General features: G+C 59.5%; 19 protein-coding genes and 1 tRNA gene. 12 read left to right on the forward strand and 8 right to left on the reverse strand.

Annotation, left to right across the window (positions count from 1 at the left end):
* The first annotated feature begins 4 nt into the window (after nt 1-4).
* The 3 genes from mnmA to ACQ6S1_RS12355 all read left to right on the forward strand — a co-directional run bounded on the left by mnmA (nt 5) and on the right by ACQ6S1_RS12355 (nt 1,964).
* Nucleotides 5-1,180 carry a tRNA 2-thiouridine(34) synthase MnmA gene (gene mnmA, locus ACQ6S1_RS12345; protein WP_445041513.1) on the forward strand — a complete coding sequence of 392 codons (1,176 nt, stop codon included), beginning with the start codon at nt 5-7 and terminating at the stop codon, nt 1,178-1,180.
* A complete protein-coding gene (locus tag ACQ6S1_RS12350) occupies nt 1,177-1,818 on the forward strand; it encodes a class I SAM-dependent methyltransferase (RefSeq protein ID WP_445041514.1) in 642 nt (213 codons plus the stop codon). The genes mnmA and ACQ6S1_RS12350 overlap by 4 nt, the downstream gene beginning before the upstream one ends.
* 69 nt (nt 1,819-1,887) lie before the next feature.
* Nucleotides 1,888-1,964 (forward strand) — tRNA-Met (locus ACQ6S1_RS12355).
* Between the two features lie 74 nt (nt 1,965-2,038).
* On the opposite strand, the gene ACQ6S1_RS12360 is transcribed toward ACQ6S1_RS12355, so the two are convergent.
* The 4 genes from ACQ6S1_RS12360 to ACQ6S1_RS12375 form a co-directional block, all read right to left on the reverse strand.
* Nucleotides 2,039-3,520 carry a GumC family protein gene (locus ACQ6S1_RS12360; RefSeq protein WP_445041515.1) on the reverse strand — a complete coding sequence of 494 codons (1,482 nt, stop codon included), beginning with the start codon at nt 3,518-3,520 and terminating at the stop codon, nt 2,039-2,041.
* An 80-nt stretch (nt 3,521-3,600) separates the two neighbouring features.
* Complete coding sequence (locus tag ACQ6S1_RS12365) at nt 3,601-4,887, reverse strand: glycosyl hydrolase family 28-related protein (RefSeq protein WP_445041516.1); 1,287 nt, start codon at nt 4,885-4,887, stop codon at nt 3,601-3,603.
* Nucleotides 4,778-5,998, reverse strand: coding sequence for an O-antigen ligase family protein (locus ACQ6S1_RS12370; RefSeq protein ID WP_445041517.1), 1,221 nt, complete (start codon nt 5,996-5,998; stop codon nt 4,778-4,780). The genes ACQ6S1_RS12365 and ACQ6S1_RS12370 overlap by 110 nt, the downstream gene beginning before the upstream one ends.
* A gap of 116 nt (nt 5,999-6,114) precedes the next feature.
* Nucleotides 6,115-7,998 (reverse strand): hybrid sensor histidine kinase/response regulator, encoded by a 1,884-nt coding sequence (locus ACQ6S1_RS12375; RefSeq protein WP_445041518.1) that lies wholly within the window; start codon nt 7,996-7,998, stop codon nt 6,115-6,117.
* Nucleotides 7,999-8,297: 299 nt separating this feature from the next.
* Here ACQ6S1_RS12375 and ACQ6S1_RS12380 point away from each other — a divergent pair, with 299 nt between their 5' ends.
* The 8 genes from ACQ6S1_RS12380 to ACQ6S1_RS12415 all read left to right on the forward strand — a co-directional run bounded on the left by ACQ6S1_RS12380 (nt 8,298) and on the right by ACQ6S1_RS12415 (nt 19,202).
* Nucleotides 8,298-10,103: an ABC transporter ATP-binding protein gene (locus tag ACQ6S1_RS12380; protein ID WP_445041519.1), complete on the forward strand. Its 1,806-nt coding sequence runs from the start codon at nt 8,298-8,300 to the stop codon at nt 10,101-10,103.
* A gap of 293 nt (nt 10,104-10,396) precedes the next feature.
* A complete protein-coding gene (gene dxs, locus ACQ6S1_RS12385; RefSeq protein WP_445041520.1) occupies nt 10,397-12,310 on the forward strand; it encodes a 1-deoxy-D-xylulose-5-phosphate synthase in 1,914 nt (637 codons plus the stop codon).
* 52 nt (nt 12,311-12,362) lie between these two features.
* Nucleotides 12,363-13,538, forward strand: a complete 1,176-nt coding sequence (locus ACQ6S1_RS12390; RefSeq protein ID WP_445041521.1) for a glycosyltransferase — start codon at nt 12,363-12,365, stop codon at nt 13,536-13,538.
* Nucleotides 13,535-14,407 (forward strand): squalene synthase HpnC, encoded by an 873-nt coding sequence (hpnC, locus tag ACQ6S1_RS12395; protein ID WP_445041522.1) that lies wholly within the window; start codon nt 13,535-13,537, stop codon nt 14,405-14,407. The genes ACQ6S1_RS12390 and hpnC overlap by 4 nt, the downstream gene beginning before the upstream one ends.
* Complete coding sequence (gene hpnD, locus ACQ6S1_RS12400; protein ID WP_445041523.1) at nt 14,404-15,237, forward strand: presqualene diphosphate synthase HpnD; 834 nt, start codon at nt 14,404-14,406, stop codon at nt 15,235-15,237. The genes hpnC and hpnD overlap by 4 nt, the downstream gene beginning before the upstream one ends.
* A gap of 1 nt (nt 15,238) precedes the next feature.
* On the forward strand, nt 15,239-16,513 hold the full coding sequence (gene hpnE, locus ACQ6S1_RS12405; RefSeq protein ID WP_445042018.1) for a hydroxysqualene dehydroxylase HpnE: 1,275 nt from the start codon (nt 15,239-15,241) through the stop codon (nt 16,511-16,513).
* A 12-nt stretch (nt 16,514-16,525) separates the two neighbouring features.
* Entirely contained in the window at nt 16,526-18,508 is a 1,983-nt protein-coding gene (shc, locus tag ACQ6S1_RS12410) for a squalene--hopene cyclase (RefSeq protein ID WP_445041524.1), read from the forward strand.
* Nucleotides 18,489-19,202 carry a phosphorylase gene (locus ACQ6S1_RS12415; protein WP_445041525.1) on the forward strand — a complete coding sequence of 238 codons (714 nt, stop codon included), beginning with the start codon at nt 18,489-18,491 and terminating at the stop codon, nt 19,200-19,202. Before shc ends, ACQ6S1_RS12415 begins: the two co-directional genes overlap by 20 nt.
* A gap of 46 nt (nt 19,203-19,248) precedes the next feature.
* Here ACQ6S1_RS12415 and hpnH read toward each other — a convergent pair whose 3' ends face one another.
* From hpnH to ACQ6S1_RS12435, 4 genes are all read right to left on the reverse strand, one after another.
* Nucleotides 19,249-20,454, reverse strand: coding sequence for an adenosyl-hopene transferase HpnH (gene hpnH, locus ACQ6S1_RS12420; protein WP_445041526.1), 1,206 nt, complete (start codon nt 20,452-20,454; stop codon nt 19,249-19,251).
* 327 nt (nt 20,455-20,781) lie between these two features.
* Nucleotides 20,782-21,222 (reverse strand): DUF2141 domain-containing protein, encoded by a 441-nt coding sequence (locus ACQ6S1_RS12425; protein WP_445041527.1) that lies wholly within the window; start codon nt 21,220-21,222, stop codon nt 20,782-20,784.
* A gap of 58 nt (nt 21,223-21,280) precedes the next feature.
* Nucleotides 21,281-22,297, reverse strand: a complete 1,017-nt coding sequence (locus ACQ6S1_RS12430) for an NAD-dependent epimerase/dehydratase family protein (RefSeq protein ID WP_445041528.1) — start codon at nt 22,295-22,297, stop codon at nt 21,281-21,283.
* A gap of 57 nt (nt 22,298-22,354) precedes the next feature.
* Nucleotides 22,355-25,000, reverse strand: a complete 2,646-nt coding sequence (locus ACQ6S1_RS12435; RefSeq protein ID WP_445041529.1) for an MMPL family transporter — start codon at nt 24,998-25,000, stop codon at nt 22,355-22,357.
* Nucleotides 25,001-25,185: 185 nt separating this feature from the next.
* Here ACQ6S1_RS12435 and ACQ6S1_RS12440 point away from each other — a divergent pair, with 185 nt between their 5' ends.
* Complete coding sequence (locus ACQ6S1_RS12440) at nt 25,186-26,115, forward strand: polyprenyl synthetase family protein (protein WP_445041530.1); 930 nt, start codon at nt 25,186-25,188, stop codon at nt 26,113-26,115.
* Nucleotides 26,116-26,130: the final 15 nt, after the last annotated feature.

The raw sequence follows: 26,130 nt of genomic DNA on the forward strand, positions 1-26,130 counted from the left end.
GGCATTGGTATCTCCACATCTCGACCTTCCCGGAAACCCTCCCGATCATCGTGTGGTGGTGGCCATGTCGGGCGGCGTCGATTCATCCGTCGTCGCCGCGCTGCTGAAGCGTGATGGCTACGACGTCGTGGGCGTGACGCTGCAGCTCTACGACCATGGCGCGGCGGTCCATCGGAAGGGTGCATGCTGCGCGGGTCAGGACATCCATGACGCGCGGCGTGTCGCCGATGCCATCGGCATCCCGCATTACGTTCTCGATTACGAGGACCGTTTTCGCACGGCGGTCATCGACCGGTTCGCGGCAAGTTACGCGTCGGGCGAGACGCCGATCCCATGCGTGGAATGCAACCAGCGCATCAAGTTCGCCGATCTCCTCGACACCGCCCGCGATCTCGGTGCCGCCGCCCTTGCCACGGGTCATTACGTGTCGTCCCGTACCCTGGGCGATGGCCGGCGCGCCTTGCTGCGCGGCCTCGATCCGGATCGTGACCAGAGCTACTTTCTTTACGGCACGACCCGTGCCCAGCTCGATCTGCTCCGATTCCCTCTTGGGGACCTGACAAAGACGCAGACGCGCGATCTCGCCCGCGAGTTCGGCCTTCACGTCGCCGAAAAGCACGACAGCCAGGACATCTGCTTCGTGCCGAGCGGTTCCTACGCCGAAATCGTCCGTCGGCTGCAGCCGGATGCGGCCGAAGCCGGCGACATCGTGCACATCGACGGGCGCATCCTCGGGCAGCACAAAGGCATCATGCACTACACAATCGGCCAACGCCGCGGTCTTGGGCTCTCCACGGGCGAACCTTTGTTCGTCGTCGCCGTGGATGCGGCGCAGCGCCGCGTCCTTGTCGGCCCGCGCGAAGCATTGACTGTGCATCGCATCGTGCTACGCGACATCAATTGGCTGGGTGACGAGAGCCTCGAGGATATGCGGGCGGAAGGTCTGGACCTTTTCGTAAAGGTGCGTTCCACCCGGCCTCCGGCGCCCGCTCTGCTCCGGCGCGGTGCGGATGGTCTTGAAGTGTTGTTGAGCGAGGCCGAAGAGGGCGTTGCGCGAGGCCAGGCCTGTGTTTTCTACGACAGGGCCGATGGACAGGCGCGCGTTCTCGGTGGCGGTATCATTGCGGCGGCACCTCGCGCGGCCGCTGAACTTCGTGATGCGGAACTGGTAAACCGATGAGCGTGCAGTACGATCTCGAAGGGCAGCAACGCGTCTACCAGAAATGGGCGCCAATCTACGATGCCGTCTACCACAAGCTTCTGTCCGATGCCCATTCCAAGACGGCGAATGCGGCCGCGCGCTGCGGCCAGGACCTGCTGGAAGTGGGTGTCGGAACAGGGCTCGTGCTTCGTTATTATCCCGAGGATCGGCGTGTGGTGGGTGTCGATCTGTCAGTGCACATGCTGAAAAAAGCAGTTGAGAAGGTCCACGAGAAATCATTGCGGCATGTGCAATTGCTCGCCAGCATGGACGCCTGTCGTCTGGGGTTTGCTGACGAGAGTTTCGACGCGGTGGCTGTCCCTTTCGTCATCACTCTCGTGCCGGATCCGGAAGGCGCGCTTAATGAATTTCGACGGGTGCTTCGTCCCGGCGGGGAGATCATCGTCACATCGAAGCTCGGCGCAGATCATGGGCTGCAGGCACGCCTAGAAACGCACCTCGCCCCGCTCATGAGCAAAGTCGGCTGGAGCTCGGATTTCAAGGTATCGCGGCTGGCACGTTGGGCGGATCGGCATACGGATATGCAGTTCGTCGGAGCAGAACCGGTCTTTCCGGGTGGCTTTTTCAAGCTGGTTCGGTTGCGCAAGAAAAGCTGAACGCTGCAAGCATCCTGCACATGTCAGCTTGACACGTCTCCGAAGGATTCCCTATATCGCGCACACCATGGCGGGGTAGCTCAGGTGGTTAGAGCAGCGGAATCATAATCCGCGTGTCGGGGGTTCGAGTCCCTCTCCCGCTACCATTTTTCCAGACATCTTCGATCGACTCTCCCGGATGCCACCCCGGGAAAGGGTTAGCTTTCTTCGGGCCGATCAATCAGGTGGTGGCGGTCCCGACATTTCCGTTGAAATGTTCCGGGCCATTCCGCCTTCTCGTGGGAACATGGGGTGGACCGGCCATGAACTCGCTCGCCGCGACGCCCACGATGAGCAACACGAACGTCGCCAATGTGGCCAAGATCACGGTGGGGACGGGCTTCGGGAAATAGGGCGTGAATTGCGGTGCTGCGCGGGAAATAATTCGCGCGTCCGGTGGCGACGCGTCGGCACGCTCTCGTGAAGCAGCGTCGCGATAACGCGCCAGGAACTGCTCCAGCAACTCGCGCTGCGCTCGGGCTTCCCGCTCCAGCGCACGGAGCTCCACTTCCTTTTTGTTGGCATCCGCCGCAACCTCCTTCTGAGCATTAAGGGTGTTGCGGATGGTCGCGACGCGGGCGGCCGCCACCTTGGCTTCGTTCTCATAACCCCGGGCCAGCTTGCGTGCTTCCTCGCGGATCTGTGCTTCCAGAGCAGATGATTGCGCGGTCAGCTCGATCATATGCGGGTGTCCCGGCAGGTAGGTGCGGGATTCCCGGGCGATCATCGCAGCGAGGGCGACTCTTTGGTTCGCCAACGGGCGCATCAATTCAGAATTGGCGACGTCCAGCGTCTCGATCGGGCGGTTTGATTTCAGAGCGGCAGTGATACTGTCCGCTTTCGCTTGTGCTTCAGTTTGCTGATTGAGCGAATTAGACAGGTTGGAATTGAAATCGCTGAGCTGCTGGGCCGACAATGTGGAATTGTTGGTCCCGACCAGCAGATTCTCCTGAATACGGAAGTTCTCGACGTCGGCTTCGCTTTCTGCGACGCGGCGGCTGAGATCGGATATTTGCGAACTCAGCCAATCAGAGGCCCGCCGCGTGGTCTCCAGTTTCGCTGTCTGCTGCAGTTCGAGATAATGCTCCGTCATCGTATTCGCGACGTCGGCCGCCAGAACCGGGTCTTCCGAAGAATATTGCGTCACGATCACGCGGGACTTCGTCACCGCGAAAACGCTGAGATTGCGATAGAAATGCTGCAGTGCGCGGTCTTCTGCCGATCGCTGCATTTTATCGGTGTCGCGCCGCACCAGCGACATCAGACTGTGTAGAAACGAGGTCTGTCCGGCAGGCGGATTGAACTCGGCTCTGTTCGAAAGGTCGAGCTTCCTTACGACGGCCAGCGCGAGATCACGCGATGTCAGCAATTGAACCTGGCTCTCGACCGCCAACTCGTCTGCTTCCGCGCGGGCCTGCTGCACCGAGCCTTCAGGCCGGGTGTAGACATTGTCCGGCTGTTCTACGAGCACACGCGCTTCAGACCTGTAGAGCGGCGTCAGGCTGGTGACGACAAACAGTGACACTGCGCCGATCAGCATCGTCGGAACGATGATCAGGATCTTTTTTGTCCAAATCGCGCGGCCGATGGACAGAAGATCTGCTTCGCCGGACACTTTGTGACGCTCTGTCTGCGAAACAGGCGGCTTATCGCTTACGTGCATAAAGGCATCTCGCTCGTAGCGATCATCTGCGCACGTCTTGATTGCGATGATGTTAATTCTTCAACGTGAGACGGATCCTGTCACCGCCGCTGACGAAGCGATCCGCCACCATCGCCCGAGCAGAGAAGGTCGACTTCATCGCTTGGATGCGGCCGGCCGGCATAGGCGATGCCGCGCCCGTTGAACCCGCGGATCTTTAGGCTGTTACTGCCTGACGAATGAGTGAAATCAACAAGCCCCAGCTCCTGTTCGCGGGCGAATAGATCGAGATCGCAAGCAGCCACCCAGTCTCCGGGCTGGCCGAGAAGGATACCGCGGGAAGGTGGAGCGCCCTCCAATGGCGGTCCGATCACGCACCCCCGCATCACGATCTCGCTGGATCGCACGATCACGCCGATCCCATTGGCCGCCGCGAACATCCGGCATCCAACCAAGACCGATCCCTGTCCGAGCGCCTGAAAGTTGGCGCGATAAGCGCCCTCAAACTGGCAGCCGATGAAATCGTTACCACCGGCCTCGTCCGAGAGTGCATGGCGCATGCGGTTGCCCTCGGCTCTATTCCAGGCATGACAGGTTACGAACCTCGAAGACACGCTGCCCGTCAGATGAAAACCGTCAAACCGCGCGTGCGCGTCGCGTGAAGAGTCGATGACGATCACATTCGTCAGCACACTGTCATGCGGTCCCGAAAACCACATGCCATGTCGACCGCAATTGTCGATGCGGACATTGCTGATCAGACCTTCCATTCCCAGGAGATGTGAACCGTAGGAGGCCCATTCTGTTCGCCAGCCATGTCCCGCAACGTCGCGAATATTGAGATTTTCGACATTTGGTCGAAATCCATAAATCCGAAGGCCATCTCCATCGGCATTCGTAGCTCGGTTGCCGTCGAGTTCGAGATTGGCAAGCGACCAGTTCTGCAAACCGTTTTCCGAGCCGCGACCCCACAGTTCATCGACGTTGTCGGGCCCATAGAGAAGCGTGCGATGGCAGGCGTTTCGCAGCTTCAGCACGCTGGCTCCAGGCGCGTCGCCTCGCAGCAGCACGTTTGAGCGCATCTGCAGGCCGCCGGGTGACCGATCTCCAGGCTCTGGGCCGATTACGTATATCCCCGCTGGAAGGTAGACGGATCCGCCGCCCGCCCCGTGGACGGTATCGATGGCGGACTGAATGGCAGGGCGATCGTCGAACATCCCATCTCCCCTCGCGTTAAAGGGAGGACTTTTGACGTTAAGTTCGCCAGAGGCTGCCAAATTACGCCTCGTCTGACCGTCGCCCGGTCTTAGGGGGCGGAAAGAATGTAGGATTGAAGCCGAACATGAGACCAAGATGGAACCACAAATGGCGCCAATGCTCACCCTCATGCAGTGACGCGCAGGCAATTACGGCAAGAAAACACATCGACAGCAAAACCGACATAGGGTGGCGCGTCATCCGCCAATTGCGCCAGCCGAGTCTTGCTGCGGTAACCACCATCACAAGCCAGGAAAGACCCGACGCCCATCCATAATACATGAATGCGCCGATGAAGATGTTATGCACCGGTTCGTCGAAATACTTCCGGAATTGCAGCAGACCAATGCCGAGCGGGTGGTCCAGGATGATCGGAAACGCCATGCCGTAACGGTCGTAGCGCCCTCCATGCCCGACATCGTAGCTTTTGGCGAAGGTGAAGCGATCGGCGATTTTATCGGAGAATTGGTCGAAGACCAGCGCCGCGATTGCCCCGAGCATCAGTGTAATCATCAGCCCAATCAGGAGCATAACAAAGGCGCGCCCCAGATCGCGCCTATTGAGAAAAACAAGATATAGGGAGCCGCATAGAAGGAGAGCGGCAATACCGGCGCGTGAAAAAGAAACGAGAATGCCAACAATGATGATGCCGAGGGCGAGTGTCGCCCAAAAGCTTCTTTTCTGGCTTAGAAAGTACATGCAGGCCAAGGCGCCTGGCACCAGGAAAGAGCTGTACATATTTGGGTCGTCGAGAAGACCTTTCCCGCGCCCGTCCCACGTCAGTACGGAGTTCTGCGTCAGGAAACCAAAGATTCCGAGGCCTGCTGATATCACGCACGAAACGACGTAGGCCTGAAAATACCTTCGGAATTTCTCTGGGCCCCACGTCATTGAGACGTAGCAGGCGATAGCAGCCAGCAGGACGACGTATGTCTTGATGATGATCTGAAAGCGGACCTCCGGATCACCCAGAAGATGCAGTGACGATGCGAAAAATGATGTGATCGAGACGGCTAGAAGAGCCAGGAGCAGCAGAAATGCTCCTGTAAACCGCTGGTTGACAAACACACTCATCGATATCGCTGCAATGAAGGCAAGATCGACAGGGGAGGGGCGCAGCAAAGTGAAGTTCATGAGAACGACGGCCGTGAAAAAGAGGCCATCGCGCAACGCCAGGGCATTCAGATTGAGTGATCGCTCTGTGGCGTGCGGGTGAGGGCTGCTGTTGCCAAAGGTCGTCATAGGACCTTGGTATACCCGTCTGGCGTTAAGATCTTCTGACGGCAACCTGGGGAATCCAGGTCACCCGGAGTTTGTCGCTGTATGAATTGATACTCAAGGCGGCGCGTAAAAGACGTTCAGTTAGTCGGTGCCAACAGACTTTTTATCTTGTCGGATAATTGTTGCAGTGAATATGGCTTGGTCAGTAGGGGAAACTCACCAGAGCAAGCCGTCATCGCGTCGCTATAGCCACTCGTAAGCAGCACGGGCATCTCGGGAAAACGAGTGCGGGTCTTGCGGGCCAGTTCTATGCCGCTCATGCCTCCAGGCAGAACGAGGTCGGTGAACAGCAATCGGACCCCGGACGTCCGAGCCAAAATAGCCAGTGCTTCATTCCCGCTCGATGCAATTTTGGGTTCGTAACCGATATCGCGCACCAGCTCCGCAGTAAGTTCGGCGATGTGTGGATCGTCCTCTACGAGCAGCACGATGGAGACGCCCTGATCTTGCCGGATCTCACTGCCTTTGCGCGGCAGGTAGATCGTGATCGTCGTGCCGACATCCAGCTGGGACTCCAACCCAAGGGCACCCTTGGATTGCTGAACGAACCCATAAGTCTGGCTCAGGCCGAGACCCGTGCCTTTTCCAAAGCTCTTCGTCGTGAAGAAGGGTTCGAAGATGCGCTGTCGGATTTCCGGTGCGATGCCGGTTCCTTCATCTGACATGCTGATTGCGACAAATTCTCCGTGAAGGTTGTCTACTTCGCCGGCCAGTACGACGTTGCAGGCTCTCAGGGTGAGCTGTCCTCCGTCGGGCATGGCGTCGCGTCCATTGATACCGAGATTGAGGATCGCCAGCTCCAATTGCCCCGGATCGGCCTCGATCGTCCAAAGCTCTTCTGGGAATTCCGTCGACAGCGACACGTTTGGCGTCAGCGAATGCCTCAGAAGGTCGGCTGTCGCTGGCAATTGTTGAAGAAGATCGATCGTCTCGGCTTCAAGGACCTGTCTGCGTGCAAACGCCAGCAATTGTTTGGTCAAGCTTCCGCCGCGCTGGGCGGATGCTCTGATGCCTTCCAACAAGCGATGCAATTTTTCGCTATCACCGGAATGTCGAAGGGCGAGTTCGGCGCCTCCCAAAATGGCTGTTAAAAGATTATTGAAATCGTGTGCGATTCCTCCGGTGAGCTGACCGAGGGCTTCCATCTTCTGAGCCTGGAACAGCTGTTCCCGCGATTGTTCGAGCCTTTCCTGGGTCATTCGGCGTTCCGTCACATCGCGGGTAACTTTTGCAAAGCCGATCAGATCGCCGGTTTCGTCACGGATGGCATCGATCACAACGCTGGCCCAAAAGCGTGTGCCGTCCTGGCGCTGGCGCCACCCCTCGGCTTCGAAGCGTCCTTCGCGGAGGGCTTGTTCGAGGCCGTTTTCAGGCGTCCCACGGGCCCGGTCTTCCGCAGTGTAAAAGACGGAGAAATGCTGGCCGATGATGTCGCTGGCCTTATAGCCCTTGATGCGTTCCGCACCGGTGTTCCAGTTGGTGATGTGGCCCGTCGGGTCGAGCATGTAGATGGCGTAGTCGATGACGCCCTGCACCAGGAAGCGGAAGCGCCGTTCGCTTTCCACCAAAGCGAGATGGGCTTCCCGCTGAATGGTGATGTCCCGCGTAATCTTCACGAAACCGATCAGACTGCCCTCTTCGTAGATGGCGTCGATCACTGCAAGGGCCCAAAACCGGCTGCCATCCTTGCGGATCCGCCAGCCTTCGTTTGAGAATCGGCCGTCCGTTGCAGCGATGCGCAGGGCTTCCTGCGGTTTTCCTACAGCGCGGTCTTCTGCGGTATAAAAATCTGAGAAATGCGCGCCGATGATTTCATCGGCTTTGTACCCCTTGATCCTTTCGGCTCCCGGGTTCCAACTCGCGACCGTGCCGTCCGGAGACAGCATGTAGATCGCGTGATCGATCACATGCTGGATTAGGAGCTCATAAGGGGAACTGGTAACAGCGGTATCGTGGGCCATCTCGCCTCGATTGGTGGAGTCCAATCAAACCTGGGTAACACCCAATTGCCCGATTTATCCGCCGCCTCCAAGCCCATTCACCTCCGGGAGGCTGCCACTTTCATCTCAAGGTTGCCGTCGTTCGGCTTGCTGATGACGTCAATCTTGCACCGAGTGGGCAGCCGCCGACGAGATGCCGCAGGGAACAGCGGATATTGAGGCGAGGTGAACAGAGCCCTCTCGATGTGATATGAGCGGCTCGATGCGTCGAGGATCAGCCGTTCTTAATGTCTAGTTTCTGGAAAAATCCTGGGATTTCCTTGCCGTTCTTCAAGGGGGAGACCAGCGTCCTTGTCGGCCGCCTCTTTCAGGAAAATTTTCGACTCTACTGGCGGCGTTATGCGATTGCGTTCGCCTTCATGGCGGTGGTAGCCGCGACGACCTCGGCCATGGCGTGGTTCATGCGGGACATCGTCAACGAAGTCTTCATCAGCCAGGATTTGGCGACACTGCTGTCCTATTCGCTCTTCGTCATGGGATTGAGCATCGCGAAGGGGTTTGCCACTTACGCCCAGGATGTCGCGCTCAGCCATGTGGGAAACCGCGTGGTCGCGGATTTGCAGCGCAAGCTTTACCGACACGTGCTGAAATTCAGCAGTGAGTTCTTCTCCCGCACGCCGTCGAGCGATTTGATCATGCGGGTGTCGGGGGGAGCAAACGCGGCGCGCAACGTGCTGAACACGATCGTTGTGAGTGTCGGGCGCGACTTCCTTACCCTGATCGGCCTGCTCCTGGTGATGGTCATCCAGGCCCCCTTGTTGTCATTCATCGCCTTCGTGATCGCGCCTTTGGCCTTCTGGGGTGTCGTGAAGCTCGTCAAGCGCATCAACGCCTTGGCATCCAGCGAATTCAAGCACGGCGTGCGCATCGTGCAATTGCTTCAGGAAACCGTCCACGGCATCCGCATCATCAAGGCCTTCAACCTGTCCGGCTACATGGAAGCCCAGATGGATGAAGCGGTGCTGGCGACGGAGGATCGTGCAAATAAGATCGCCCGCCTTCAGGCCAGGTCCAGCCCCCTGATGGAAAGCCTGGGCGGCATCGCAATCGCGCTCATCCTGCTCTATTCGGGATGGGCGTCTGTCAACGGGCATCAGTCTCCTGGCGTCTTTATGTCGTTCCTCACAGCGATGTTGCTGGCTTATGAACCGGCGAAACGCCTGGCCCGGCTGCGGCTCAACATCGAGGCTTCCATCGTCGGTATCCGCATGATGTACACGGTGCTCGATACCCCGAGCGCGAGCCATGAGGCCGAGGGCGGCGACACGGTGCCTGAGATCGAGCGTGCGCTTGTCTTTCAGGAGGCCGGTTTCCGCTACCGCAGCGATGTACCCGTTCTGAACGGCTTGAATCTGGAGGTTCTCAAGGATCAGAAAGTCGCTCTGGTCGGACCCTCCGGCGGAGGAAAGTCCACAATACTCGCTCTCATCCAGCGATTTTACGATCTCAATGAAGGCAGGATATTGCTGGATGGCCGGGATATTCGCGACTTTTCCGCCCGCGCCCTGAGAGAGCAAATCGCGCTCGTCAGCCAGGATACCTACCTCTTCAGCGGAACCATCCGGGAAAATATCCGGATCGGACGTCTGGGCGCCAGCGATGCTGAAGTGGAAGCGGCTGCGCGAGATGCCTTCGCGCATGATTTCATCGGCGAACTCGATGCCGGTTATGACACCGATGTCGGCGAGAATGGCGTACAATTGTCTGGAGGGCAGCGGCAGCGCATTGCCATTGCGCGTGCTCTTTTGAAGGGGGCGCCTATTCTGCTGCTCGATGAAGCCACTTCCGCTTTGGACAGCGAGACCGAGCGAAAGGTGCAGATCGCTTTCGATCGCTTGATGAAGGGGCGCACCACGATCGTGATCGCTCACCGCCTTTCTACCATCGTGAATGCCGATCGCATTTTCGTGATCGCCGGAGGCACCGTTCTGGAAGAGGGTACTCACCACCAGCTTCTCGAAAGAGGCGGCCTCTATAAGCGGCTATACACGCACCAATTCGCGGGAAACGAGGACAGTTATGGCCCGAGGGCCATCTCGGAAATGGCCGTGCCTGTGGCGGGTTGATCCTACTTGCCCGGCTTGCCGGACGCCTTTTTAGGCTTAAGTCAGGTGGCTTCAATTAAGCCGCGGAGCTTGATATACCACGGCCCGTCATTCTCTCCCGTTTACTCTTCCCACGGTTCTGAGTGGGAAGGCCCGTGTTTGATGGTGTTGTATTTGTGCCATCTTCCCTAGAATGAGCGGAAAGAGCCCTGTCTGAGCCTGCTTCAGCGGTTGCAACCTGAGGCATGGTAATGTCTCGTTCGCCTGGGGCAGTTTAATAAGTCGGGTACCAGCCCGTTTGTGAAAGATCGATTATGGTGCATTCGACGCCGCTTCTAGACACGATCCGCACGCCGGAAGACCTGCGCCAGCTTCCAGAGGAAAAGCTCACCCAGCTGGCAGCTGAATTGCGCGCGGAAACCATTGATGCGGTGTCTGTCACTGGCGGGCATCTTGGCGCTGGCCTGGGCGTGGTCGAACTCACTGTCGCCTTGCACTACGTGTTCGATACGCCCCGTGATCGTCTCATTTGGGACGTCGGTCATCAGACCTATCCGCACAAGATACTGACAGGTCGGCGCGATCGCATTCGCACTTTGCGTCAGGCCGGCGGGCTGTCAGGCTTCACGAAGCGTTCTGAAAGCGAATACGATCCGTTTGGCGCGGCTCATTGTTCGACCTCCATCTCGGCGGGCCTCGGCATGGCCGTAGCGCGCGATCTTGCCGGAGGCGACAACAACATCATCGCGGTGATCGGCGATGGTTCGATGTCTGCGGGCATGGCGTTCGAGGCGTTGAACAATGCCGGAGCCCTTGGCTCCCGGTTGATCGTGATCCTCAATGACAACGAGATGTCGATTGCACCGCCTGTGGGTGCGATGTCGGCCTATCTGTCACGTCTCATTTCAGGCCGTGCTTACCATTCCATCCGCGAAACTGCGAAGCAGCTCTCCAAACGCCTTCCTCATTTCGTTCAGGAAAAGGTCGGGCAAGCCGAGGAATATGCACGTGGCTTCCTCACGGGCGGCACGATGTTCGAGGAGCTCGGCTTCTATTACGTCGGGCCGATCGATGGGCATGACCTGGACCACTTGCTTCCGGTCCTCGAAAACGTCCGTGATACGCAGGACGGCCCGGTGCTCGTCCATGTCGTGACGCAGAAGGGCAAAGGTTACGCTCCGGCCGAGGCGTCTGACGACAAATATCATGGTGTCGTGCAGTTCGACGTGCGCACCGGAACGCAAAACAAGGCAAAGGCCAATTTCCCGAGCTACACAAAAGTGTTCGGTGATGCTTTGGCGAAGGAAGGCATCGACGACGACAGGATCGTCGCCATTACGGCCGCGATGCCTGACGGCACGGGGGTCGGCATTTTCGAGAAGAGCTTCCCGGATCGTACCTTCGATGTCGGAATTGCTGAGCAGCATGCCGTGACATTTGCGGCCGGCCTCGCCACAGAGGGCTACAAGCCTTTCTGCGCGATCTATTCCACCTTCCTGCAGCGCGGTTATGATCAGGTCATCCACGATGTGGCGCTGCAGAAATTGCCGGTTCGTTTCGCCATCGATCGGGCGGGATATGTCGGTGCCGATGGCGCAACCCATGCGGGGGCGTACGACACGGCGTTTCTCGCTTGTCTGCCTGACATGGTTGTGATGGCGCCAGCTGACGAAGCGGAGCTCGTTCACACCGTTGCGACCGCTGTGGCCTACGACGATGGTCCGATCGCGTTCCGTTATCCGCGGGGCGAGGGCGTCGGCGTGGAAATGCCGCAAAAGGGCATTCCGATCCCGATCGGTAAAGGGCGGATCATGCGCGAGGGAACGCAAGTTGCGTTGCTCTCTTTCGGCACTCGGTTGCATGAAGCTCTCAAGGCCGCTGACGAGCTTGAAGCCAAGGGCCTATCGACGAGCGTGGCGGACGCGCGTTTTGCCAAGCCGCTCGATGAAGAGCTGATTTTGAAACTCGCGCGCACGCATGAGCTGTTGATCACGGTAGAAGAAGGGTCGGTTGGTGGCTTCGGCAGCCAGGTGCTGCAGCTTCTTTCCGATCGGGGCCTGCTCGACGATGGCCTGAAAATCCGCTCGCTCGTTCTTCCTGACGAGTACACCGACCACAACAAGCCTGATCGCATGTACGCCGACGCCGGGCTGGATGCTCGTGGCATCGTTGCCAAGGTGTTCGAGGTGTTGCAGAAGAACCCGCGGGCTGTGAAGGACCGGGCGTAACGGTGTCGCGGCATGCCGTGATCGCTGGGATCGCGTTCAGGGGGTGTTCGGAGTGATATCGGCAATCCTGGCTGTCGTGTCGGGCGCGATCTGGATTTATCTGATCGCCGCGCGTGGCGGATTCTGGCGCGCAGCCGAGCGGGATACGCGCTTTTCGCCCGATGAACTTCCCGCGCCGAAGCACTGGCCGAGCGTCGTTGCAATCGTTCCTGCTCGCGATGAGGCCGATGTCATCGCTGAAAGCGTCGGGTCGCTTCTACAACAGACCTATGCCGGTCCCTTCATTGTCCTGTTGGTCGACGATCAGAGTGCAGATGGGACGGCGGAGATCGCACACCGCACGGCGCATCAACTCGGCGTCTCCGATCGCTTGGCTGTCCTCGATGGCTCCGAGCCGCCTGCGGGATGGACCGGCAAGCTCTTTGCCATGCACCAGGGCGTGGCGGCCATGGCAGAAGCGGGCGCGCCGGAATATGTGCTCTTCACGGACGCGGATATCGGCTATCGCGATCCCCGCGCTTTGGAGCGTTTGGTGCGCGGTGCGGAAAGCCGTGGTACGGTGCTTGCGTCTCTGATGGTGAAGCTGCGGTGTGACAGTTTTGCCGAAAAGCTGTTGATCCCGGCCTTCATCTTTTTCTTCCAGAAATTGTATCCGTTTCGTTGGGTTAACGACGCCCGTAACAATGTTGCGGCTGCGGCGGGTGGCTGCATGCTGGTGCGCTATGATGCTCTCGAGGCGGCCGGCGGCGTGGCTGCCATCCGAAATGCGTTGATCGACGACTGCGCTCTTGGCGCCCTTCTGAAAAAACAAGGGCCAGTTTTCTTGGGTCTGACCGAGGCGGTAGAAAGCATCCGCCCCTATGACGATTTCGATCACATTCGCCGCATGGTCTCACGCTCGGCCTATGCCGAGTTGGATTATTCGCCACTGCGCCTGCTCGGCGCGGTGCTCGGCATGTTCATCACCTACATCACCCCTCCGGCTCTGGCTTTGCTGGCTCCCGGCTGGCCGGGATTCCTAGGTGCAGCGGTATGGGCGCTTATGGCCATCTCGTTCCAGCCGGTCCTGCGGCTCTATCGGCGTTCACCGGCATGGGGCATCGCGCTGCCCTTCATCGCATTGCTTTATCTCGGCTTTACCGTGGACTCTGCCGTTCAGCACTGGCGCGGGAAAGGCGGCGCCTGGAAGGGCCGTTACCAGGCTGCGGCCGAGAGTACCGGAGCATGATCTCGGCCACCGACGCCCGCTCGGGGAAATCCCATGGAGATGAAAATTTCCCGGTTGCCTCCCGTTTGATCCAGAAGCGTTATCGCCGGCCTATCCTCGCCTTTTACGATTTCGTGCGAGCGGCCGACGACGTTGCCGACCATCCGACATTGTCGTCGGAAGAAAAGCTCCGCATGCTGGACGCTTTGGATGCCGCATTGATCGGCGAGGGGCCAGCGGATCCCGAAGCCGAGCCGTTACGGCGCGAACTCGCGGCACGGGGGCTGACGCCTCGCCACGCAAGGGATCTGCTGGACGCATTCCGGCTGGATGCCCGGAAAAATCAGTATGCAAACTGGTCCGAGCTCATGGCCTATTGCGCGCTGTCGGCAATGCCTGTCGGACGTTACGTGCTGGATGTTCATGGGGAGGATGCGCAGCACACCTGGGCGGCCTCGGATGCGATATGCGCTGCGCTGCAGATCATCAATCATCTGCAGGATTGTGGAAAGGATTACCGCACGCTCGGACGTGTCTATCTTCCGGCAGATGTCCTTGCCGCTCATGGAGCTCGGATCGAGGATCTTGCGGCATCAAAGGCCAATCCGCAGCTTCGTGCAGTCGTCGTCGACCTTGCGCGTCGCTGTGTCATCCTTCTCGAAGAAGGGCGACCTTTGCTCGACAACATCACCAATACGCGGCTTGCGCTTGAGATTGCGGCGATCCATCGCCTAGCTTTGATCCTTGCCAAGGGTCTGCAACATCGCGATCCGCTCAGTGAAAAGGTTCACTTCAGCAAGATCGGCTTTGCGGCCACCACTCTGAGCTCGGCCGCAGGCATGCTGTTGAGGCGCACGTTGATACCGGCACGCCGGAGCATCCAGGCATGAGCGCTCTGGAGAATTCTGCGCCTCCTCCAGCCTCTGGTAGTTCGTTCTACGCTGCCATGCGCATCCTGCCCCGCGCGCGACGCGAAGCCATGTTCGCGGTTTACGGGTTTTGCCGGGCCGTCGATGACATCGCCGATGAAGGGGGCACGGAGGCTGAAAAACGAGCTGGATTACAGGCTTGGCGTCGCGACATTGACGCGCTGTTCGAAGGTGCCGATCCGAAGCAGGCCGCTTTCCTCGTTCAAGCCGTGCAGACCTACGACCTCCAGCGGGAAGACTTTCATTCCGTCATCGATGGCATGGAAATGGACGTCGGGACGCCGATAGTTGCGCCGGGTCGGGAGACGCTCGACCTCTATATTGACCGGGTGGCGTGCGCCGTCGGTCGCTTGTCATCGCCCGTTTTCGGGCTCGATGCGCAGGAAAGCACATCGCTATCCCATCATCTTGGGCGCGCACTTCAGATTACCAATATCCTGCGTGATCTGGATGAGGATGCCGCGATAGGCCGCCTTTATCTGCCGCGCGAGGAACTGGAAAAGACCGGCATGAAACCCGATCTGGGGGATGCGGCGACCATCCTGGCCCAGCCGGGCCTGGAGCAGGTCTGCCGCGTTCTGGCGGAGGAGGCGGCGCTGCATTTCAAAGAAGCCGACGCCATCATGGACGGGGCTTCTCGTGCAGCGGTGCGTGCGCCGCGTCTTATGAGCGCAGCCTATCGGGATGTGCTGTCGCGTTTGCGAGCGCAGGGCTGGGCGCCTCCTCGCAGTCGAGTTGGTGTGCGCAAGCTGCGTTTGCTTGGCGCGTTGCTTATGTATGGAGTGGTTTAGGATGCCGGGCACGGTTCACATTGTCGGCGCGGGTCTCGGCGGTCTCGCGGCCGCGATTGATCTCGTCGATGCAGGATACGGTGTCAGGTTCTATGAAGCGGCAAAAGCGGCTGGCGGCCGTTGCCGCTCATTCGTGGACACGGTTCTCGGCATCGTCGTGGACAATGGCAGTCATCTCCTGCTGTCGGGTAATCACGCCGCGATCAATTATCTTCAGCGGATCGATGGTCTGAAGGAGATGACCCAGAACGCTGCGGAAATTCCGTTCGTCGATCTTAAGAATGGTCAGCGCTGGACGCTGCGCCCGAATGCGAGCCGACTGCCGTGGTGGGTGTTCGATTCCAGCAGGCGTGTTCCGGACACGAGCCCGTTTGATTATCTCGCGCCGCTGGGTCTTCTGCGAGCCACCAATCAGGATGGCAAAAAAGTGGGAGAGGTGATGGATTGTACCTCTCCCCTGTATGAGAGGCTGTGGCGCCCGGTGATGTTGGCTGCGCTGAATGTCGAGCCGGCAGAAGCGGACGCGAGAATGGCCATTACGCTGTTCCGCGAAACCTTCGGCGGGGGTGGCAAGGCTTGCCGGCCCTTGATCGCTCACAAAGGCATGTCGTCGGCCTATATAGATCCGGCCCTTCGCTACCTGACGGAGCGCGGCGGCACCTTCAGCTATGGGCGTACACTTCGCGGGATCGATTATGAGGGAGATCGTGCGGTCGCACTCGATTTCGGAGATGAGAAGGTAGAGATCGCCCCGGGAGATAAAGTCCTGCTTGCGACACCGCCGGTTGTGGCCAAGGCTTATGTTCCAGGCCTCGTGACGCCGGAGAAATTCAAGGCGATCCTCAACCTGCATTTCAAAATCGCGCCCCCCCCTAGACATCCCATCTATATGGGTATGGTCAATTCACGTTCGGAATGGCTGTTCGCTTATGACGATCATCTTTCGGTGACGATCAGCGCGGCGGATGACCTTATGACCCATAATCGCGAGGAATTGGCGCGCGAAGTGTGGGCGGAGGTGGCAGAAGTGACCGGCCTTCCCGCAGAATTACCGCCATGGCAGATCAATCGGGAGCGGCGCGCGACCTTCGCCGCCATTCCGAGCGAGGCGGTGAAGCGGCCCGGTCCCAAAACCAGCTACGACAATCTGTTTCTTGCCGGCGACTGGACTGCGACGGGTCTGCCTGCCTGCATGGAAGGTGCTGTGCGGTCCGGATTCTCGGCCGCGAAGGCCATTATTGCAAAGGAAGGACGCGTGGCGCAGCAGGCCGCGTGAGGAGGTGAGGACGTGAACGAGGTATCGGCGGTGCGACAGAACGAGGCGATCTCTCTGGAGACACTTGAGGAGCGCATTGCATCCGCCACCGGCGGACTGCTCTCATACCGGAAAGATGATGGGCATTGGTGCTTCGAGCTGGAAGCAGATGCGACCATCCCCGCCGAATACGTGTTGATGCGTCATTACCGTGGCGAGCCCGTCGATCTTGAGCTGGAGCGTAAGATCGGCGTGTATCTTCGCCGAATACAGGGAAAGCATCACGGTTGGCCGCTGTTCCACAATGGCGCCTTTGACATCAGCGCCAGTGTAAAGGCCTACTTTGCGCTGAAGATGATCGGCGACGATGTCGATGCCCCTCACATGGCCCGCGCACGTGAGGCCATATTGGCACATGGCGGCGCAGCCAATGCCAATGTTTTCACCAAGATCCTTCTGGCGCTTTACCAACAGGTGCCTTGGAAGGCCGTGCCCACCATGCCGGTGGAGATCATGCTCCTGCCGAAATGGTTTCCTTTCCATCTGGACAAGGTCTCCTACTGGGCTCGGACCGTTATAGTTCCTCTCCTCGTGCTTCAGACATTGAAGCCTCAGGCGAAGAACGAGCTGGGGATCAATGTCCGGGAACTGTTTGTGGTGCCGCCGGAGCAGGTCAGAAAATGGGAGAGCGGTGGCGCGCACCAGAATCCGTTCTGGAAGAAGTTCTTCGGCACGCTCGACATCGCGCTGAAATTTGCCGAGCCCCATTTCCCGAAAAACAGCCAGAAGCGCGCCATCGAAAAGGCCATGGCCTTTGTCGATGAGCGGCTGAACGGCGAGGACGGCTTGGGTGCCATCTTCCCTGCGATGGTCAATGCGCTCGAAATGTACGACGTGCTGGGCGTACCGGCAGATGATCCGCGTGTCGTTCTTGCGCGTCAGTCGATCGAAAAGCTACTCGTGGTAAAAGATGACGAGGCTTATTGCCAGCCCTGCCTCTCGCCTATCTGGGATACAGCGCTTGCCAGCCACGCAATGCTGGAAGTGGGTGGCGGACAGGCGGAAATGGCGGCGGAAGACGCCCTGAACTGGCTGAAGCCACATCAGGTGTTGGACGTGAAGGGCGATTGGGCAACCGCACGCCCGGACGTGCGGCCTGGCGGTTGGGCATTTCAATATGCCAACGCGCACTACCCGGATGTGGACGACACGGCCGTCGTGGTCATGGGAATGGACCGCGCCAAGCCTAAGATCGGTGATCCTGCGCGGAAAGATTTCGATGAAGCCATCGCGCGTGCGCGCGAATGGGTGGTCGGCCTGCAGAGCGAGAACGGAGGCTGGGGCGCCTTCGACGCCGACAACACCTATCATTACCTGAACAACATACCTTTCGCGGATCATGGTGCATTGCTCGATCCACCCACGGTGGATGTTTCCGCGCGCTGCGTGTCCATGCTCGCTCAGCTCGGCGAGACGATGGAAAGCTGCGTGCCGCTGAAGAAGGGCGTGGATTATCTCATTGCCGAACAGGAGAAGGACGGTTCCTGGTTCGGCCGTTGGGGCGTCAACTACATCTACGGGACATGGTCCGTGCTTTGCGCGCTCAACGCCGCCGGCGTGCCACACGATGCGGAGGTGATGCGCCGAGCCGCTGATTGGTTGCTTGCCATCCAGAACAGCGATGGCGGCTGGGGTGAGGGCTGTGACAGCTATAAGCTCGACTACAGCGGTTACGAGCCTGCGCCGTCCGCCGCTTCGCAGACGGCTTGGGCCATCATGGCGCTGCAGGCTCTTGGGATGAACGAGCACCCTGCAGTGTCGCACGGCATCGAATGGCTAAACGCCAACCAGAAATCGGACGGATTGTGGCCAGAAGACACATTCACGGGCGGCGGCTTCCCGCGTGTTTTTTATCTGCGTTATCACGGCTACGCGAAATTCTTCCCCATCTGGGCCATGGCGCGGTATCGCAACCTTAAAAAGGGCAATAGCGGTCATGTCGCCTTCGGCATGTGACCTCTCTGACAAGGCACAGCCGGTACTGGTGATCACAGGGATCGCTCGTGAGGCACGCATCGCAGCCGGTGCATCGGTGGAGACAGTTTGCAGCGGTGGCGTACCATCCCGCCTGCGCGAAATCCTCGCCGAACGGGGATCGCCGAACTGTCGCGCCGTGGTCAGTTTCGGTGTCGCTGGAGGGCTCGATCCAAGTCTGAAACCTGGGGATGTGGTGCTGGGCACGAAGATCGTGACCGGGTCTTCGGAATGGTCCTGCGATGCGGAGCTGTTGGCCGCTCTGCAGAATGCGCTTTCGGGCGATCCACGCCTGAAGATTGTTCATGCCCCGCTGGTCGGCGCTGACTTCGCCTTCGCGGACGTGGCTACGAAGCAGGCCGCGTTTCGCGAGTCCGGAGCTGCGGCAGTCGATATGGAATCTCACATCGCCGCGGAATATGCCCGGCAAAACAAGCTGCCTTTTGCAGCAATCCGTGTCGTTTGTGATCCCGCCTCTCGGGCTTTACCGCCTTTGGTGACATCTGCCCTCAAGCCGGACGGTGGAATCTCATTGCCGGCGGTGTTCAAAAGCCTGGCGCGCCGGCCCGAACAGATCTTGGATCTGTTTCACCTCAGCCGTGATGCGGCCGCCGCCTTTCGGGCGCTTGGTTTTGTGCCAGCCATAGGAAGTCAGCTTTTACATAAGCAGTCATGAAAAAGCCCGGCATGAAGCCGGGCTTTTCTGTTCCTATAGAATACGCTCAAGCAGCGCTGGAGACCGCCGAGCGCTCTGGACCCGGGTCCGGAGACCGAACCAGTTCCTGATGGTCCTCGGTATCCACCGTCGTCGAGCGGTTGTTCGTGCGAATCTGTTCAAGCTGCGCGGCCACATTGCGCGAGAACACGTATTCGGCGGGACGCTGGTTGGTCAGCGGGATCTCCGGTGCCATGGGGCCTGTGGTCTTGATGCCAAACATCGATACCATTGCAGCCTTCCACGGACGGCGAATCGTGTCACGCACGGCCGAGGCCTCGAAACCCGAATGGACCATGCAATCGGCGCACTTCTCATAATTGCCGACGCCGTAATTGTCCCAATTCGTGTCGTCCATCAATTCCTTGAAGGACTTCGCATAGCCCTCGCCAAGCAGATAGCAGGGCTTCTGCCAGCCGAACACCGTGCGCGTCGGGTTGCCCCACGGCGTGCACTTGTAGTTCTGGTTGCCGGCCAGGAAGTCGAGGAACATGGTCGACTGGTTGAACTGCCAGCCCTTGCCCTTGGCCTGGCTGAACACCCGACGAAAGATGTTCTTAGTCGTCTGCCGGTTGAGAAAGTGCTGCTGGTCAGGCGCACGCTCATAGGCATAGCCCGGCGATACCGTCATGCCGTCAACACCGAGAGCCGTCACTTCGTCGAAGAACTGCGCAATCCGGTCGGGATCGGCATTCTGGAAGAAGGTGCAGTTGATGGTGACGCGGAAGCCGCGGCGCTTCGCTTCCTTTAGCGCAGAGACGGCCTTGTCGTAGATGCCGTTCCGGCACACCGAATTGTCGTGCATCTCCTTGTCGCCATCGAGGTGGATGGACCAGGTGAAGTACGGGCTGGGCTCGTACTCATCCATCTTCTTCTCGAGTAGGATCGCGTTGGTGCAAACGATGGCGTATTTCTTCTTCGCCATGATGCCCCGCACAATCTGCGGAAGCTCTTTGTGAATGAGTGGTTCGCCGCCGGCGATCACCACCACCGGAGCGCCGCACTCATCCACGGCTTCCATCGCATCTTCATAGGAAATGCGCTTGTTCAGGATTTCATCAGGGTAATCGATCTTTCCGCAGCCCGCACAGGCCAGGTTGCAGCGGAACAACGGCTCCATCATCAGCACAAGCGGATAGCGCTTCGTGCCCGAAAGCTCTTTCTTTACGATGTAGCTGCCGACATCGACGATCTGTTTCAGGGGGATGCCCACTTACGGCTCCTTCACGATTGCGCCGCAGCGCCGTCATCCGAAAAGGCCAGCAGGTTTTTGCAACTGGCCACATCATTCATAATCTGCGGGATCCCGGATCTGGGTCGGCTCAGCCGGCATCCTGAACCGTCTGCCTAGGCCTCACGCAGAAGGGGGAGTGTGGCGTATGGAGGCCCAACCCGCATTGGACCGCCATTCAGGCTCAGATGCTAAATAAGGACACCGCGCCCATTTTCCAGTATCAACCAACTCGGTGATATATGGCACGGAAGGGCATCGCCCGTCGAGTGCCCGCCGAACGTGCAGTTAATCGGATAGGCTCAGCTCTCAGCGTGCAGCGGCTTTCTTCCCGCCGAAAACCTGGAGGGTGAGGGGAATGCGGTTTTCCCGTCCATCGTAAATGGGCATCTGCGCGTCCGCGAAGGTCGGCACTAGCTTCTCCCATGCGCCATTGCTGAGCGCGATGGGCTCTTTCGGGATACCCAGGAAGTTCTTGTCCGGGGAACCGTTGTCGTTGAGGTCCTGATAGCCCACGAAGGCGTAATGGCCTGTCGGAATATCCTCGAACACGAATTGCTGGGAAGTCGCGACGGCCGGCTGGGTAGCGCCGATCGGGCAGCCTTCCTCGCCGAGACCGGTATCGCAAATGCCGACCTTGACGCTGCCTTTCCCGACTTCGATGCCGCTGATGTTGATGATGACGGTGCCTGCGCTGGCTGAGCCCGCAAACCCGAGCGCCGAGGCAAGGACGAGTATGGGAAGCTTCATGGAGGATGTTCCCTTAGCTGTATTCGAAGAGATATCAGCATGAGTTTCTTGGCGAAAGCTAGGCAGCGGAGAAAGCTGCCGGCAAGCTGATCCCGTTTCGGCGGGCGAGCCACGCGATCTCGGCCTTCAAAGCGCCTTCGATCGGCGAGGGCGCGTAGCCGAGCTCCGTCTTCGCTTTAGAGCTGTCGAAGGGTGCGGAGCGCAGCGCCACGAGCACACCTTCGCGTGTTGCCGCAGGTTCCCTCCCGTGAAAACGGCGGGAAATCCATTCGGAAACAATGCCCGCAGTGAGGGCCAACGCGCCCGGCACCGTTCGCCTCGGCATTTTTCGTCCCGTGACCTGCTCCAGAAAACCAAGCAGATCGCGAAGCGGGAGGTTCTCGCCTCCGAGGATATAGCGTTGCCCGGCACGGCCACGATCTCCGGCAAGGATGATACCGTCGGCGACGTCGCGGACGTCCACGAAATTAAGGATGCAGTCAAGAAACATGGGAGAGCCGCCGCGCAGGAATAATTCCAGCATCATTGCAGGCGGGGTCATGTTGTCGTCACCCGCGCCGATCGGGATCGTTGGATTGACCACCACGAGGTTCATTCCGTTCCGCGCTGCATGGAGAGCGGCCTGCTCCCCAAGAAACTTTGATCGCGTATAGGGGCCGGGCATGTCCTCGACAGTCAGGGGAATCTGCTCATTGACCGGTTGGACCACGCCTCCTTTCCGAGGTGGCAGAAGAATGGATTCCGTGGAGCAATGAACGATCCGGGCCGTACCGATGGAGGCCGCAGCCTCCAGCATCGTCTCGGTGCCGCGACGATTGATGTCATCGAATGTCTGAGGCGATCGGGCCCACAGATGGGGGATGCCTGCAATGTGATAGAGGCATTCGATTTCGTGCAGGGCATCCTTGGCAGTCTTTGCGTCAAGGATAGACCCTTGGCGAAAATCGACACCGATAAAGTCTTCCTTGGGCGAACGGACGTCCAGGACACGCACGTCGTCCCCGCGCGCCTGAAGCGCCGAAACAAGATGCCGGCCCACAAACCCGCAACCACCTGTGACCAAGACCTTTGCCATCTCGCACCCGCCCATGAGGAAACGCGCCACGGCAATCGCACGGTTTAACGGCGTACGCTAGACGTGCCGCAGCCTTCGGCGTCGATCGAGTGCCATCATGGCGGCGGGAAGCACGACGAGGCATACGATCACCACGAGCAGGATGGCGAGGCCGAGCAGCATGCCCATGCTGTAGAGACCTCGGTGATGCGAGATGGCGAGGGTGGCGAAGGCAGCAACGTTGTTCAACTGCGTGACGAGAACCGCGAGTGATGTCGATGTCTCGAAGACATCTATCGGCTCCGCCCCCGCGACTTGTTCGTGCTCCAGCTCTCGCGCTCTCACCACGATATGGATGCTGCCGGCGACGCCGAGGCCGATCAGAAGCGGGATGACGATGACGTTGGCAAAGTTGAAGGGCAAATTGAACAGGGCAGAGCATGCCACGGTCCAGATCGATGCGACGGCCAGAGGCGCAAGCACCAGCAGCACATCCGAGACGCGGCGCCGTAGAAGTATGACGATGAGGCCGATGGCGATCACCGTATAGATAATCGCTTCCAGGAATGATTTCAGGATCGCAGAACCTGCATCTGTGATGCTGATGGGAGCGCCGGATGCGCGCGGTTCCACCTGCTTGATGGTGGTCGCGAACTTTTCCATCCCTTCCGGGCTGCCAATATCGTCTGCCGGCTGTACCTGGAGGCGGATTCCGCCCTGAGGCGAGATCCAATCCTTGCGAATGTCATCGGGGAGGTCATCGACCGTCAGGATGCGCGCAGCCGCCAGCCGCTCCCGGAGGGCGGAAACGATCTGGGGCAAGGAGCCCACCAAGGCGGACTGAATCTCGGCGAGCTGCTCCGGACCCGTTCCGCGCTTTTCTGCGAAGGAGTTCAAGCCGTCGCGCAGAAGAACGGCGGAACGCTGCACATCCGAACCTTCGGGAGAAGAGGCCGCGATACCGGCCGCAGCTTCCTGGAGCTGCGTGAACGCAGCGCTGAGAGCTGCAGAATCGGGTGGCTGCAAGACGTTCCCGGTGTCAAAAAACTCGGTGCCGAGGTTGGTTTTCGTGGCCTCGATCAGGCCGAGCTTTTCGGTTTGCTGCTTCGGCAGGAAATCTTCAGCGGTTGCGACGTGGGCGACACCGGGAAGCTGTGCAAGCCTGCTGGCGCGTGCATGCGCGTCTTCGAGGTCGGACGCGATGACATTCACCGAATAGGGCGATGTCTGGGGATCATGCGCGAGGCTGCGAAAGGCTACGACCGGTTCAGCTTTTGGATTTTGCAGATTGAGTGGGTTGGTGTCGACGCGCGCGCCTGTCGCCGCGACCAGCGCTCCCACCGTCACCAGCGCGGAGACGATCAGGATGCCTCGGTAATGGCCCTTGATCCATTTGCCGATCCCGAATTCAGGCGCCTCCCATCTGGAAACCTTCGGCGGCAGCACGGCCATCAAGGCCGGCTGAACCGTGAACGTCATCACGAATGCGACGACCATGCCCAGCGCGGAGATTATGCCGAATTCCGCAAGGCCGGTGTACGTCGTCGGAACGAACGACAGGAAGGCCACGATCGCACAAAGGGTGCTGAGGCCGATGCTAGGCGCTTCGCCCACCATGGCGGTGCGCATGGAATCCGCGAAGGAAGCGCCCTTCTTCAGGCCTTCCATGAAACGCAGGCCGAGATGCGTGCCGAAATCGACACCTAGGCCGAGAAAGAGCACCATGAAGGCTACGGAAATAAGGTTGAGCCGACCAACGAACAACGTGGCGAGACCGGTCGTCCAGATGCCGCCGATCGTGAGCGTCACCAGCAAGATTGCGATGAGGCGGAATGAGCGGATGCCGAGCACGAGGCTCAAGGCCACCAGGACGAAGGAGAGGGCGCTTGCGGTAACTGCGCCCGAAAAGGCATCGCTCAGTTCCTGCTGGCGGAGGACCGGATCTCCCGTGATCTGAGTTTTGACACCTTCTGCCTCTTCGCTCTCCATGCCTGCAATTTCTTCACGCAGCGCTTCGATGGCAGGCTTGGCGCGGTCGAGGGACGAATTGTCGAGAACCGGAAGAGCGAGGACGAAGCGGCGCGTGCCGGGCCGTCCCTCAGGCCGCTGGATTCCAAAGATATTGACCCAATTTGCCTGTTTGTCCTGATCCCCCTCGGCCCGCGCTCTGGCAGTTTCGCCGAGCTCTGCGAAGAGGCGGGCGGCTTCGGCGCTGTCCGCTTGGCCGGAACCGGCCTGTGGATCGGAGATCAATGTGGCGACGCCGCGAAGGCTTGCGTCCTGGCTGAACAGGCGAAGGGGAGATGCGGATTTGTCGAGTGTGGCGAGGAAATTGGTGAGCGGATCGACGCCGAGATAGAGGATCCCATTGTCCGTAAAGAACGATGAATTGCCCGGCACCCGCACATGGCTGAACAGGTCTGACCGCGCGCTCAACCGAACCGCCAGATTGTCCGCCGCACTGTCGGCATCCCTCGGGGTCGGGGCATCGATGATGACGAGGGCCGATTCCTCTTTCGGGAACTGGGCGCGGTACTCCTTTTCGACCTTCCTGAATTCCAATTGATCGGACAGCACGCCGTCAGTGCTGGTATTGATCGTGAGGAAGCTCGAATACCAGGCGGCGAGAACCGTCAGGAGGATGCTTGCCAGGACGACAAGCCAACGATGCTTGATGCACACGTTCGCACATGTCGCGAAAATGCGCTCGCCCGTCTTGCCCATTTCGGATACTCCGCCGTGTTGCGCCCGGCCTTGAGGTCAGGATGTCGTTATAAGTCAGAATGTTTTTAAACGTGTCGTGAGATTGGTTTGTCGTCCAAGTCTCAGGGCGAGCCTTGCACCCGCATCGTCCCATTGGGCGTCAATTGTGTCTACCGTTGGGCCTCATTCTGCGAAAGGCAGTTACTTTGAAACCTGCTGAATTTGCCGTGCATTTGTCGAGCTCCGCCAAGGAGATCGATTCCGTACTGCTGGAGCTGCTGACGGCTGAGCCTCTGCCAGGGGAAACGGTTCGGCCTGAACGCGTGGTCGAATCGATGCGCTATGCAGCTCTCGCCGGTGGCAAAAGGCTGCGCCCCTTCCTCGTCATTGAGTCCGCACGTCTGTTCGGCTGTGAGGGGCAGGGGGTCATGCGGGCGGCCGCGGCCATGGAATTCGTTCATTGTTACAGCCTCGTCCACGACGATCTGCCTGCCATGGACAACGACGACATGAGGCGCGGGCAGCCCACGGCTCACCGCCGGTTCGATGAGGCGACCGCTATTCTCGCAGGCGATGCGCTTCTGACCTTCGCATTCGACGTGCTGGCCGATGAGCCAACTTCGTCGGATCCCATCGTGCGCGTCGAACTCGTGAAATCGCTTGCCCGTGCGGCTGGCCTGGGTGGCATGGTCGGTGGTCAATTGCTGGATCTTGCGGCCGAAGGGCGCTTCGACGGCGGCACGCCGCTCGACCTCGACGACTCGGCGATTTTGCGTCTTCAGGCGATGAAAACAGGGGCGCTTCTTCTGGCATCCGTCGAAATGGGAGCGATCCTCGGCGGCGCCAGCGTGGATGAGCGCAATGCCCTCTTGGTCTATGGACGCACGCTCGGACAGGCGTTCCAGATTGCCGATGATCTCCTTGATGAGGAAGCGGATGCGGCCGTCATCGGCAAGGCCACCGGCAAGGATGCGGCTATGGGCAAGGGCACCCTTGTCAGGTTGTGGGGTAAGGACGTTGCTCGTCAGCGTTTGTCCGCTCTTGTCGACGAAGCGGAGTTGGCATTGGCAATTTTCGGTGATCGAGCAGATGTCTTGCGTGCCGCTGCCCATTTCGTGGCAGACCGGGACCGGTGATGGGACATGCTCCGG

The organism is Terrihabitans aquatilis, from assembly GCF_052542005.1.